General features: G+C 63.7%; 11 protein-coding genes. 8 read left to right on the forward strand and 3 right to left on the reverse strand.

Features of this window, described 5'->3' with window-relative positions; all coding sequences use genetic code 11:
• The 6 genes from EDD52_RS13895 (at window position 1) to EDD52_RS13920 (ending at window position 5,496) form a co-directional block, all read left to right on the forward strand.
• Complete coding sequence (locus tag EDD52_RS13895) at window positions 1-1,494, forward strand: tripartite tricarboxylate transporter permease (RefSeq protein WP_132245973.1); 1,494 nt, start codon at window positions 1-3, stop codon at window positions 1,492-1,494.
• A gap of 79 nt (window positions 1,495-1,573) precedes the next feature.
• Window positions 1,574-2,533, forward strand: a complete 960-nt coding sequence (locus tag EDD52_RS13900; protein WP_132245975.1) for a Bug family tripartite tricarboxylate transporter substrate binding protein — start codon at window positions 1,574-1,576, stop codon at window positions 2,531-2,533.
• A 64-nt stretch (window positions 2,534-2,597) separates the two neighbouring features.
• Window positions 2,598-2,969: a YciI family protein gene (locus EDD52_RS13905; protein WP_132245977.1), complete on the forward strand. Its 372-nt coding sequence runs from the start codon at window positions 2,598-2,600 to the stop codon at window positions 2,967-2,969.
• 132 nt (window positions 2,970-3,101) lie between these two features.
• Window positions 3,102-3,431: an NIPSNAP family protein gene (locus EDD52_RS13910; protein ID WP_132245979.1), complete on the forward strand. Its 330-nt coding sequence runs from the start codon at window positions 3,102-3,104 to the stop codon at window positions 3,429-3,431.
• Between the two features lie 8 nt (window positions 3,432-3,439).
• Window positions 3,440-4,699, forward strand: coding sequence for a CaiB/BaiF CoA transferase family protein (locus EDD52_RS13915; protein ID WP_132245981.1), 1,260 nt, complete (start codon window positions 3,440-3,442; stop codon window positions 4,697-4,699).
• Window positions 4,696-5,496 carry a crotonase/enoyl-CoA hydratase family protein gene (locus EDD52_RS13920; protein WP_132245983.1) on the forward strand — a complete coding sequence of 267 codons (801 nt, stop codon included), beginning with the start codon at window positions 4,696-4,698 and terminating at the stop codon, window positions 5,494-5,496. The genes EDD52_RS13915 and EDD52_RS13920 overlap by 4 nt, the downstream gene beginning before the upstream one ends.
• Before the next feature lie 127 nt (window positions 5,497-5,623).
• Here the strand turns inward: EDD52_RS13920 and EDD52_RS13925 are convergent, their stop codons facing one another.
• The 3 genes from EDD52_RS13925 to EDD52_RS13935 are packed head-to-tail and all read right to left on the reverse strand — an operon-like array spanning window position 5,624 to window position 9,299.
• Entirely contained in the window at window positions 5,624-7,813 is a 2,190-nt protein-coding gene (locus tag EDD52_RS13925; RefSeq protein ID WP_132245985.1) for a xanthine dehydrogenase family protein molybdopterin-binding subunit, read from the reverse strand.
• Entirely contained in the window at window positions 7,810-8,796 is a 987-nt protein-coding gene (locus tag EDD52_RS13930; protein WP_132245987.1) for an FAD binding domain-containing protein, read from the reverse strand. The genes EDD52_RS13925 and EDD52_RS13930 overlap by 4 nt, the downstream gene beginning before the upstream one ends.
• Window positions 8,793-9,299: a 2Fe-2S iron-sulfur cluster-binding protein gene (locus EDD52_RS13935; RefSeq protein WP_132245989.1), complete on the reverse strand. Its 507-nt coding sequence runs from the start codon at window positions 9,297-9,299 to the stop codon at window positions 8,793-8,795. The genes EDD52_RS13930 and EDD52_RS13935 overlap by 4 nt, the downstream gene beginning before the upstream one ends.
• Before the next feature lie 938 nt (window positions 9,300-10,237).
• Between EDD52_RS13935 and EDD52_RS13940 the strand changes: the two genes are divergently transcribed.
• Together EDD52_RS13940 and EDD52_RS13945 are read left to right on the forward strand one after the other, a co-directional pair.
• Window positions 10,238-11,266 (forward strand): LacI family DNA-binding transcriptional regulator, encoded by a 1,029-nt coding sequence (locus tag EDD52_RS13940; protein ID WP_132245991.1) that lies wholly within the window; start codon window positions 10,238-10,240, stop codon window positions 11,264-11,266.
• Between the two features lie 59 nt (window positions 11,267-11,325).
• A complete protein-coding gene (locus EDD52_RS13945) occupies window positions 11,326-12,480 on the forward strand; it encodes a winged helix-turn-helix domain-containing protein (RefSeq protein ID WP_243651945.1) in 1,155 nt (384 codons plus the stop codon).
• Window positions 12,481-12,483 lie beyond the last annotated feature (3 nt).

Raw genomic sequence — 12,483 nt, forward strand, 5'->3', positions numbered from 1 at the left:
ATGCTGGATCAGTTCCTCCTTGGCCTGTCCGTTGTTCTGCAACCCGATGTGCTGATCTATGCGTTTTTCGGCGTCTTCATCGGGCAGCTTATCGGTGTGCTTCCGGGCGTGGGTGCGATCACCGCGATCTCGTTGCTGCTGCCCGTGACCTTCTATCTTGATGCGACCACATCGATGATCCTGCTGGCGGGCATCTACTATGGTTCGCAATATGGCGGCTCTATCGCGTCGATCCTGCTGAACCTGCCGGGGACGCCGTCATCGGTTGTGACCTGTCTGGAAGGCTATCCGCTGGCGCAAAGCAACCGCGCGGGGCTGGCATTGTTCGTGGCGGCGTTCTCGTCGTTCCTGGGGGGGATGGTCGGGGTGTCGATCCTTGTACTGGCGGCCATCCCGATGACGGTGATCGCGCTGAAATTCGGCGCGCCGGAATATGCGATGCTTGTCATTCTGGGGCTTCTGGCCGCGTCGATGATCGGCACGGGGTCGCAGATCAGGTCCTTTGCCATGGTGGCGCTGGGGATCGCTCTGGGCCTTGTCGGGGCGGATGCGACGACGGGCTATTACCGGTTTGTCGCCATGCCAGAGCTTGCCGACGGGATCAGCCTTGTTTCACTCGCCATGGGGTTGTTCGGCGTCAGCGAAGTCATTCGCAACGCCTCTCAACGCGCGGCTGTCGACGCACCGGCCCTGTCCATCAGGATGCGCGATGTGTTCCCCACCCGCGCGCAGGCACGGTCGCTGGTTTTCCCGATCATGCGCGGATCGAGCATTGGCAGTTTCTTTGGGGCGCTGCCCGGAACCGGGGCCGCCATCGCCTCTTTCATGGCCTATGCGGTGGAACGGCGCTTTTCCGGCACGCCCGCGAAGTTCGGCAAAGGGCACCTGCCCGGGCTGGCGGCACCTGAATCGGCGAATAATGCGGCCTCGCAGACCGGGTTCATCCCGACGCTGACGCTGGGTGTTCCGGGCGACGCGGTGATGGCGCTGATCATCGGTGCACTGATCCTAAACGGAATCATTCCGGGGCCGCGGCTGATGGTTGACCAGCCAGAGCTGTTCTGGGGCGTCATTGCGAGCTTCTTTGTCGGCAACATCATCCTGCTGATGATCAATATCCCGCTTATCAAGCTGTGGGTGCTGCTGCTGCGCATCCCGTACCAGAAGCTTTACCCGGTGATCGTCGTCATGATCTGTGTCGGGGTCTACTCGCACAGAACCAGCGTGACGGATGTCATATTGACGCTGGTCTTCGGCATCCTTGGATACGTGATGAAGAATTACCGGTTCGAGCCTGCGCCCGTGCTTCTGGGCTTTGTGCTCGGCCCGCTGCTGGAAGACAATTTTCGCCGCACCATGCTGCTTTACGGCGGTGATTTCACGATTTTCCTGACGCGGCCCATCAGTGCCGTTCTGGTCACCTGTTCGGGCGTGCTGATCGTCATCGGGATCTGGTCCAGCCTCAATGCCCGAAGAATAGCCGCGCGGTCCTGAATCCGGTCGCGCGGAGAGCCTTTTTCAAGCCCAGGGCAAAGACAGACAAACAAGGGCTTACACAACTGGGAGGAATACAATGTTAAGGAAACTACTCACATCGCTGCCCCTTGTGGCAGCCCTCGCCGTCCCGGCAGCGGCGCAGGATTTCCCCGATCGCGCCTTGCGGATCGTTCACGGCTTTGGTGCTGGCGGCAATGCCGACACCGTGTCGCGGATCATGGCAGAGGAAATGTCCAGGACGCTTGGCCAGCCTATGGTCGTGGAATCGCGCCCCGGTGCCGGTGGCACGGTCGCCTCTGGCTATGTCTCCAAGGAGGCGCCTGACGGTTACACGATGCAGCTGATGGTGGGCGGCCATGCCGTGGCAGCGGCCCTGTACAAAGAGCTGCCCTACGAGTCGGTCGAGGGTTTCACCTTCATTTCGACACTTGGTCAGTTCCCCTTCATGGTGGCGGCGCGCGCCGGGGAATACGCATCGATGGAAGCGCTGGTCGAGGCCGCCAAGGCCGCGCCGGGCAGCATCAAGATCGGGCATTCCGGCGTGGGATCGACGCAGCATCTGACGGGCGAATTGCTGGCCCTGCGGACCGGTGCGGAATTCCTGCACATCCCCTACAAGGGGGGCGCGGCCGCATCGACCGCCTTGATGGGCGGCGAAGTGGATGTGGTGATCGACACGGGCACCGTGATCCGGCCACAGGCCGATGCGGGCGTTTATGACATTCTGGCGATCACATCGGGCGAAAGGTGGCCGGATGCCCCGGATGTACCGACCGTTGCCGAGACCGTCTCGCCCGGTTTCGACGTGGTGTCCTGGACCGGTATCGGCATGCCTGCGGGCGTTCCGGACGAGATTGCAGGCACCATTCGCGTAGCCGTGCATGACGCGCTTGCCGTGCCTGCGGTCAGCGAAAAGATCGCATCGCTTGGCGCCAAGCCCTCGCCCTCCTCTGGCGAAGAGATGACCGCGCTGATCGAGGGGCAGGTCGCTGTCTGGAAGGACGTGATCGAGTCTGCGGGCATCGAAAAGCGGTAACACCGCCCGGCCCGCCGGCGGGGTGCTGGCGGGCCGACCCATCGGGTCACAAAGGATCTGCATCATGACCACGACGAAGCCCGAAGACCTGTATGCAACCATGCTGCGAAAGACCCTTTACGTGATCACCACCACGCCCGCGCGTGGACCGGGAATGCAAGAGAAGCTGGCCGCGCATCTTGATTACCAGATCAGGATGGAGCGTGACGGCATTCTTTTTGGCGCAGGCCCCCTGTTCAGGGAAGGCGAGAGCGTCCCCTATGGCGGGATGATCATCCTACGCGCCAGGGACGAGGCCGAAGCCCGCGCACATGCGGATGCCGACCCGTTTCATGCCGCGGGTTTGCGGCAGTACACGCTGACCCGCTGGATGCTGAACGAAGGCGCCATGACGCTCACCGTTCGGTATTCTGACCAGACTGCGGTGATCGATTAGGCCCATCAGAAGCGCACAGCGGGGCGCTTGGGTGCGGGCGGCGCTTTGAGGGCGGCGCTTTGAGGGCGATGCCGCTGAATTCTACGCAGACAGCTGAAACTCCGGCCTGACAGCCGGTTGGAAAGGACATGAATGATCTACGAGATGCGCGTCTATTCTTGTGTGCCGGGCGGGATGCCCGCGCTTTTGCAACGGTTCGAGACCACGACGCTAAGGATTTGGGAGCGCATGGGGCTGCGCCCGGCGGGTTTCTTCACCACGCTGGTGGGGCCACATAACCACGATCTGACCTATTTCCTGGCATGGGAGTCGCTGGCGGAGCGCGAGCAATTGTGGAACGCGTTCGCGACAGATCCCGAATGGGTGGCCGCGCGCGAGGCGCATCAGGCCAGGCATGGCGAAGTGGTGGCCAATATCGCGTCCAGCTTTCTGACGCCCACCGCGTTTTCGACAGTGAAATAGGGGACGGGATGACCAATCGCGCTGCACCCGGCCGGGCCCTTTCGGGGATCCGAATTCTTGACCTGACCCGCATTCTTGCCGGGCCATGGGCCACTCAGATCCTGGCCGATCTTGGCGCGGAAGTGATCAAGATCGAACACCCCGAAGGCGGCGATGACACGCGAAGCTGGGGGCCGCCGAATGTCACGGATGACGCAGGTCAGGACCGGGGGGCGGCCTACTTTCACAGCGCCAACCGGGGCAAAAAATCCGTGGCCATCGATATCGCCCATCCAGAGGGGCAACGGACGCTGCGGGCTTTGACAAAAGCATCGGATGTGGTGATCGAGAATTTCAAGGTCGGGGGCCTGGCGAAATACGGGCTGGATTACGAAAGCCTGCGGCGGATCAGGCCTGACCTGGTCTATTGTTCGATCACCGGGTTCGGGCAGACGGGCCCCTATGCCGACCGGGCGGGCTATGATTTCCTGATACAGGCGATGGGCGGCCTGATGAGCGTGACCGGGCAAAGCGATGGCACGCCGGGGGCAGAGCCGATGAAGGTTGGCGTGGCGCTGACGGATGTTCTGACGGGACTTTATGCGGTGATCGGCATTCTGGCAGCCCTGCGCCACCGCGACGCGACCGGAGAGGGGCAGCAGATCGACATGGCGCTGCTGGATGTTCAGGTCGCGACATTGGCCAATCAGGCGATGAACTATCTGGCGACGGGCAAATCGCCCACGCGGCTTGGCAATGCCCATCCCAGCATCGTGCCCTATCAGGCGTTTGAAACAAGTGATGGGCATGTGATTTTGGCCATCGGCAATGACGGTCAGTTCGCGCGGTTTTGCAAGGTGGCCGGGATACCCGGGCTGGCAGACGATCCCCGGTTTGCGACGAACCCCGCGCGGGTCCGCAACCGCACCACGCTTATTCCGATCCTGCAGGGCGTGATGTCGGGCCGCAGCATGGATGACTGGATTGCCGGTTTGAACGAGGCCAGCGTTCCGGTCGGGCCGATCAACGATCTTGAACGGGTTTTCGACGATCCGCATGTCAGGGCACGGGGCATGCATACGCGGCCCGTTGATGCGGAGGGGGCGCAATTGCGCGGTGTCGCCTCCCCCCTGAAACTGTCGCAAACGCCGCCGATCCCGCCCGCCGCGGCCCCGGATCTGGGGGCCGATACGCAGTCTGTGCTGACCCGGCTGCTTGACCCGCTTGAATTTGACATCAACGATCTGCAGGCCGCCGGAGCGGTTTCATTCAAAGGAGACAGGCCGTGACCGACAAGCTCTTGATCGACCAGACAGACGGTATCGCCACGCTGACGCTGAACATGCCGGACCTGCGCAACCCGATCACCGATGCGGATGTTGTCGAGGATATCTGCGCGGCAATGGATTGGCTGAACCGCGATCAGTCTGTCCGCTGTGCGATCCTGACGGGTGCGGGCAAGGCCTTTTCCTCGGGCGGCAACCTGAAACATATGCGCGACAAGGAGGGGATATTCGGGGGCGATGCCATCGCGGTGCGCAACAGCTATCGCCGCGGCATTCAGCGCGTGGCCAAGGCCGTCTGGTCTGTCGAGGTTCCGATGATTGCCGCGGTCAACGGCCCTGCCTATGGCGCGGGTTGTGACCTGACGCTGTTTTGCGACATCCGGATCGCGTCCGAGACGGCGGTGTTTGCAGAGAATTTTGTCAATGTCGGCATTATCTCGGGCGATGGCGGGGCGTGGATCCTGCCGCGCCATGTGGGCCTGTCGCGTGCGGCCGAAATGGCCTTTACCGCCGATCCGATCGACGCCCGGACCGCGCTGGACTGGGGGCTGATTTCCGAAGTGACCGCACCGGAAGCGCTGATGGACAGGGCGATGAGCATGGCGAAACGCATTGCCCGCAACCCGCCACGGCAGCTGCGGCTGACCAAGCGGCTGATCCGCGAGGGGACCGTGTCCACGCTGGATCAACTGCTTGAGCTCTCTGCCGCCTATCAGGGTGCGGCGCATCAGACGAATGACCATGCCGAGGCCGTCGACGCCCTTCTGGAGCGTCGCACGGGGCATTTCAAAGGCGATTAGACCGTGCCGGAGCCTGCCGGCCGCTGCGGGACCAATCGTAGGGCGTAACGGGACACGCGACGCGGAAGAGAGGGCTGACGGCCTTGGGAGGCGTTTCCCGCAATAGGACCGTCAGCGCCTCTGCCATTCACATCCCGGCAATCACCTTGTCCAGGGTCGCCGGATAGTCCCGCACCCGGACGCCTGTTGCGTTGTGGATCGCGTTGGTGATTGCGGCCGCCGCGCCGCAGATGCCCAGCTCTCCGATGCCCTTGGCCTGCATCGGGTTGGCCCAGTCATCGCGCTCTTCCAGCAGCTCCACCGTCAGTTGCGGCACATCGGCATTCACCGGGATGTGGTATTCGGCCAAGTTGTGGTTGGCGACATGACCATCGCGCGGATCAAAGGCCAGCTCTTCGGTCAGCGCGATGCCGATGCCGAAGGTCATCCCGCCCAGACATTGCGACCGCGCGGTCTTGGCGTTCAGGATGCGCCCTGCCGCAAAACTGCCATGCATGCGCCGTATACGGGTTTCGCCCGATGCTGCATGGACCGCGACCTCGGCGAAATAAGCGCCGAACGTGGCTTGCCGCACGTCCGTGGACGTATCGCCGGGCTTCACATGGCCCAGCTTTGCGATCTCGTCGCCTTGCAGGATATCGCTGAGCGATTTCACCTGATTGGCATAGGTCGCGCGGCCGTCTTTGAGCGTCAGATCGTGCTCGTCCACCTCCAGCCGTTGGGCCAGTTGGCGGCGGATCGCTTCGCAGGCGAGATAAACCGAGGTGCCGCTGGAAGACGCCCCCCAGGAGCCGCCCGACCCGGCGGCAGGCGGCAAGGTGGTGTCGCCAAGGACAACCTCGACCCTGTCGCGGGGAAGGCCCAGCATGTCGCCTGCGATCTGGCCAAGGATTGCATAGGTGCCGGTGCCGATGTCGGTCATGTCGGTTTCAACCCGCGCCGTGCCATCCGGCAGCAGGGTCACGCGGGCCTGGCTTTCCATCAGCACATTGACACGCGCGGCCGAGGCCATGCCGTAGCCGATCAGCCATTCGCCCTCGCGCCGCTCTTTCACGCCGGGGCGGTCGGCCCAGCCAAAGGCCTCTGCGCCGCTTTCCAGCGCTTCGCGGAACCGGCGGGAGGAATAGTCCTTGCCGCTTTCGGGGTCTTTCTCGGGGATGTTGCGCAAGCGGAGTGCGACGGGATCGATGCCGATCTCATGTGCCAGCTCGTCCATCGCATTTTCCAGAACGGTCACGCCCACCGCCTCGCCCGGGGCGCGGACGGAACCGGCGCACATCCGGTGCAGACGCGCCAGTTCAAGCGACATCCTGCGGTTGGCCCCGGCATAAAGGAAATGCGAGGCTTGCAGGACGGGCTCTGCAAAACTCTCTCCGGGCAGGTTCGACACGCGCGCATCATGGCCCAGACCGGTCAGTCGGCCCTCGGCATCGGCGGCAAGTCGCACCCGCTGGCGCGTCTCGGACCGGCGCATCGTGGCTTCGAAAACCTGCGGGCGTTGCAGCGCGACCGAGACCGGGCGACCCAGTTCTTGCGCGGCGATGGCGGCGGCCACGGCTTCGGGCGCCAGCCCCAGTTTGGAGCCGAAGCCCCCGCCCACATAGGGCGAGATGATCCGCACCCTGTCGGGGTGAATGCCCAGCGAATCCGCCAGTTCGTTGCGGTTGTATTTCAGCATCTGGTAGCTGCCGCGAAGGGTCAGGTCCCCGCCCTGCCACGACGCGATCGAGGCATGCGGCTCCATCGGGGCGCTGGAATGGGACGGGGTGGTATAGACCAGGTCAACGCTGTGGGGTGCATCGCGCATCGCCGCATCAAGATCGCCCTGATCCAGCGCCTGCCCGTCCTGCGGCTCGACTGCGGCGGTTGCCGGGTCGACTTGCACCATCTGTGCGTTTTCAAGCGTGACCTGCAGGGATTGCGCGGCATGGCGGGCTTGCTCGAAGGTTTCGGCCACCACCACGGCGATCAACTGGCCAAGATAGGCGGCGTGATGCGGGGATTGGACGGGGGCCTCGTTGGCCGTGCCCTGCGCGGGGTTGCGCAGGAGGCGGTCGTCCTGGATTACGGCAAGGACGCCGGGCAGTTTCGCCACATCGTCACGGTTGGCAAGAATGACACGCCCGCTATTGCCGGGTGCGCGTACCATGACACCATGCGCCATGCCCTCGATCTGCCATTCATTCGCATAGGTGGCGGTGCCGGTGACTTTCAGCGGCCCCTCTGGCCGGTCCAGCGGTGCGCCGACAAGCCCCTGCGCCATGTCATCCAGCCGCCGTTCGGTTGCCGGGGTCTCCATTTTGAAATGCTCTGTCATATCCGTGCCTCCTGCGTCAGTTCCGTAAGCACCGATACGAGCGTGCGGCGGGTAAGGGGCAGTTTGAAATCATTGCCGCCAAAGCCCTGCGCGTCGGCGAGCAGCAGATCGGCGGCCCGGTTGAAAAGCGCGTCCGAGGGCGCCTCGCCGGTCAAAAGCTCTTCGACCGCGGCGTCGCGCCAGGGTTTCGGGGCCAGCCCGCCAAAGGCGAGATTTGCCTTGGTGATGCGGCCGTTTTCCATCGCCACGATCCCGGCGACAGAGACCAGCGCAAAGGCATAGGACGCCCTGTCGCGCACCTTGCGATAGGTCTGGCGCGCCCTGACGGGGGCGGGCAGGACGACCGCGGTGATCAGCTCGCCCGGCTCCAGCACGGTTTCGCGGTCGGGGCGGTCGCCGGGAAGCAGGTAAAGCTCCTCCAGGGTGAGCCGCCGGGTGGTTCCGTCCTCTTTCAGCGTCTCGGCCTCTGCCCCAAGAGCGCGCATGGCGACGGCCATGTCGCTGGGATGCGTGGCGATGCAATGCTCCGACGTGCCCAGCACGGCGAGGATACGGTTGAACCCGTCCCGCGCAGCACAGCCGCTGCCCGGTGCGCGTTTGTTGCAGGGCATCGCGCGGTCATAGAAATAAAGGCACCGGGTGCGTTGAAGCAGGTTGCCGCCCGTTGTCGCCTTGTTGCGAAGCTGACCACTGGCGCCTGCCAGCAAGGCGCGGCTCAGCACCGGCCAGTTGCGGCGCACGCGGCTGTCATTGGCAAGGTCGCTATTGGTCACGAGCGCGCCGATGCGCAGCCCGCCATCCTCGGTGCCCTCGATCTGGTTGAGGTCCAGCCGGTTGATGTCGATCAGGGCTTCGGGCGCCATGACTTCGAGCTTCATCAGATCCAGCAGATTGGTGCCCCCGGCGATAAAAGTGCCGCCAGTGGCGGCGTCGCGCGTTGCGGCGCCGGTGCTTTCGGCGCGGGTATATTCAAACGACCTCATGCGTTTTCCCCTGCAGCCTTGCGGATCGCCTCGACGATATTGGGATAGGCGGAACAGCGGCAAAGGTTGCCGCTCATCCGTTCCGAGATTTCCTCGGTCGTGAGGTCCGCCCCACCGTCAAGATCATCTGTCACATGGCTCGGCCATCCGTTTCTGACCTCTTCCAGCATCGCTGTGGCAGAACAGATCTGACCGGGCGTGCAATAGCCGCATTGAAAGCCGTCCTCGCTGACAAAGGCCTGTTGCAGCGGGCTGAGGTTGTCGGGCTGGCCGATCCCTTCGATGGTCGTCACCTCGTCGCCGTCATGCATGCAGGCAAGCGTCAGGCAGGCATTGATGCGCCGCCCGTTGACCATGACCGTGCAGGCGCCGCATTGGCCGTGGTCGCAGCCTTTCTTGCTTCCCGTAAGGCCCAGATGATGGCGCAGCGCGTCCAGAAGCGTTGTCCTTGGATCAAGCTCCAGCCGTTGCGGCGTGCCGTTGATTGTCAGATTTGTCTGCACGGGAAACCTCTTTGAATTGATCCAAGCTCGGGAGACTAACTTGGCTGCGATCCCTTGGTTCCGAGGTTTTTGAGAAGGCCGCAGAACGGCTGGCCGCAATGGGTGCCCGTTTGCAGCGGGTCCGGGTGGTGGCGAAGAAACGGCGTTTGCCCGTTGCGCCGCAGGCTGCGCGCCACCATGAACGGCCCGGATCGGAAATGCGGTCGAGGAAGGGAACGAGCCGTTCTTGCCCTTTCCGTGCCATGCCGGTCGAGTGGCAGGCGCTGACGGAAATCAATCAGCCGGGGTGGACATACTGGCGCTGCTTGATCCCCCCCGAACGCGCTGTATCGAGGCCGTTTCAGCCTGCCGGGATTTCGGCGCGCATGGCGTGTTGAACGGGGTGGCCGTCGCGGCAGATGCGCCTTGCGGGTGCATCGCAACAGGACGGCTGAGGCCCGCGCAAACCCGGCCTGAAAGCATCTGAAAACAGCGCGTTAAGGTGACAGGATGGTGTCCGCGGCGGGATTCGAACCCACGGCCCCAGGATTCATACCACTTCGGCTTTCGCCGCCGCCCTGCGGGCGTTCGTGGTCTGGACTGTCCCTTCACCCTAGACCACCGGTCCGTAGGTGCTGCCCGTCCAGTCTCTACACCTTCCCCTTGCGGGGCTTGGCTCGGGATTGGCAAGGTGCGGTTGCACCGTAGCGTTCCCCGAATTTGAGCAGATCCATTGCGCGGTTTCCCATCGCAACGCCCAATTATCGTCTAGGAATCCTGTGCTCTATCCAGCTGAGCTACGCAGACACACATCCACGGTGGTTCTACGATTCTTCGCGCGGCCCGGCAAGTCCCTATCGGCGGCGTTGACGGTGCATTCACCCTTGCCGCTTTGTTGCCTTGAACCGGGTCAGGCGATTGCGTAGCATCACGCACGATCAATTACAGGAACTCCGAGTTTGGCACATGATGACTCTCGCCCGCTGACCCTTCGTGACGTGTCCGAAGCGTCGGGCGTTTCCGAAATGACGGTCAGCCGGGTACTGCGAAACCGGGGCGACGTCTCTGACTCGACCCGCGAGAAGGTGCTGGAAGCCGCAAGGCAGCTTGGCTACGTCCCCAACAAGATCGCAGGCGCGCTGGCCAGCCAGAGGGTCAATCTTGTGGCTGTCATCATCCCGTCCCTGTCGAACATGGTGTTCCCCGAAGTCATGACCGGCATCAATCAGGTGCTGGAAGATACAGAGCTGCAAGCCGTCGTCGGTGTCACCGATTACACCCCCGAAAAGGAAGAGCGCGTCCTGTACGAGATGCTGTCCTGGCGCCCCTCTGGCGTGATCATCGCGGGGCTGGAACATACCGAGGCGTCGCGCGCCATGTTGCAGGCCGCGGGCATCCCGGTGGTCGAGATCATGGATGTGGACGGCACGCCGGTGGATTGCATGGTTGGCATTTCGCATCGGCGCGCGGGCCGCGAAATGGCCAAGGCGATCCTGAAGGCCGGGTATAAACGCATCGGGTTCATGGGCACCAAGATGCCGCTGGATCATCGCGCCCGCAAACGGTTCGAAGGTTTCACAGAGGCGCTGGCCAAGGGCGGGATCGAGGTCGCGGATCAGGAGTTCTATTCCGGCGGCTCTGCCCTTGTGAAAGGGCGCGAGATGACCCAGGCCATGCTGGAACGCACGCCGGATCTTGATTTCCTGTACTATTCCAACGACATGATCGGGGCGGGTGGCCTGCTCTACCTGCTGGAAAAAGGCGTCGACATCCCGGCAGAGATCGGGCTTGCCGGATTTAACGGGGTCGATCTGCTTGACGGGCTGCCGCGGCAGCTGGCGACGATGGATGCCTGTCGGCTGGACGTTGGCAGAACCGCTGCCCAGATCATCGCCACCCGCGTCGCAGACGGTGACGAGGCCAAATACGAACGCCATGTAGAGCTGACGCCGACGATCGCCTATGGCGACACGCTCAAGCGGAAGTGACGGGGACGCCTGTTCTTGGCAATCGTGATGCGCGCCGGTTGTTTCTGGACCGGCACGCCTTGGCCGAACCCCCGACCGGCCGGGCAAAGGGCTGCGCGCTGGCAAAGCTGATCCAGCGGCTTGGTTTCGTCCAGATCGACAGCATCAACACGGTCGCGCGGGCTCATCACATGATCCTGCATGCGCGCAGGCAATCCTACCGGCCGCGCAACCTTGCGCCTTTGCTGGACCGGGACCGCGCGATTTTCGAACATTGGACGCATGACGCGGCGGTCATCCCGACAGAGTTTTACCCCTATTGGCATCTGCGCTGCGCGCGGGACGCCGACACGCTTGGCGCCCGGTGGCGCAAGGCCCGCCCCGAGGGTTTCGAGGACAAGACGCAACCCGTGCTGGACCATATCCGCACCCACGGGCCTGCCAGTTCGTCAGAGGTTGGCAAGGGCGAGGGGCGCACATCCGGCGGCTGGTGGGAATGGCACCCGTCAAAGACGGCGCTGGAATACCTGTGGCGGTCGGGCGCGCTGGCCGTGACAAGGCGCGAGGGGTTCCGCAAGATCTATGACCTTGCCGAGAACGTCATCCCGGCGCAGCATCTTGCCCATCGCCCGACAGTGGCCGAGACCATCGACTGGGCCTGCAACGCGGCGCTCGACCGTCTGGGATTTGCCACCTCCGGAGAGATCGCAGCGTTCTGGGCCAAGGCCACGGCGGCAGAGGCAAAGGATTGGGTCGCGCGCGGTCTTGCCTCGGGGGCCTTGCGGGAAATCGATATTGAGGGTGCCGATGGCAGCCTGCGGCGCTCTGTCGCCCGGCCGGGCATCGCCGATGCGGCAGAAAGCGCGCCAAGGCCCCCTGCCCGGATGCGCGTGCTCAGCCCCTTCGATCCGGCGTTGAGAGACAGGGCCCGTGCCGAACGCCTGTTCGGCTTCCATTACCGGATCGAGGTGTTCACCCCGGCGGCAAAGCGCGTCTACGGCTATTACGTCTTCCCCTTGCTTGAAGGGGATCGCCTTGTCGGCCGGATCGACATGAAGGCGGATCGCCGGGCGGGCGTTCTGAACGTGACCGCGCTTTGGCCCGAACATGGTGTCCGCTGGAGCGATGCGCGCTTTGCCCGGCTGGAGGCAGAGCTGGACCGCATCGCACGTTTTGCCGGGCTGGAAGAGGTGCGCCTGCCGGCTGGTCCGCTCATCGCCGATGCCCTAAGCTGACAT

It is taken from the genome of Primorskyibacter sedentarius, assembly GCF_004342065.1.
In the GTDB taxonomy this organism is placed as follows: Bacteria; Pseudomonadota; Alphaproteobacteria; order Rhodobacterales; family Rhodobacteraceae; genus Primorskyibacter; species Primorskyibacter sedentarius.

Coding starts and splice junctions, on each gene's coding strand:
- EDD52_RS13915 (WP_132245981.1), top strand. CDS start 3,440: ATGACCAATCGCGCTGCACCCGGCCGGGCCCTTTCGGGGATCCGAATT.
- EDD52_RS13895 (WP_132245973.1), top strand. CDS start 1: ATGCTGGATCAGTTCCTCCTTGGCCTGTCCGTTGTTCTGCAACCCGAT.
- EDD52_RS13930 (WP_132245987.1), bottom strand. CDS start 8,796: ATGAGGTCGTTTGAATATACCCGCGCCGAAAGCACCGGCGCCGCAACG.
- EDD52_RS13910 (WP_132245979.1), top strand. CDS start 3,102: ATGATCTACGAGATGCGCGTCTATTCTTGTGTGCCGGGCGGGATGCCC.
- EDD52_RS13900 (WP_132245975.1), top strand. CDS start 1,574: ATGTTAAGGAAACTACTCACATCGCTGCCCCTTGTGGCAGCCCTCGCC.
- EDD52_RS13905 (WP_132245977.1), top strand. CDS start 2,598: ATGACCACGACGAAGCCCGAAGACCTGTATGCAACCATGCTGCGAAAG.
- EDD52_RS13925 (WP_132245985.1), bottom strand. CDS start 7,813: ATGACAGAGCATTTCAAAATGGAGACCCCGGCAACCGAACGGCGGCTG.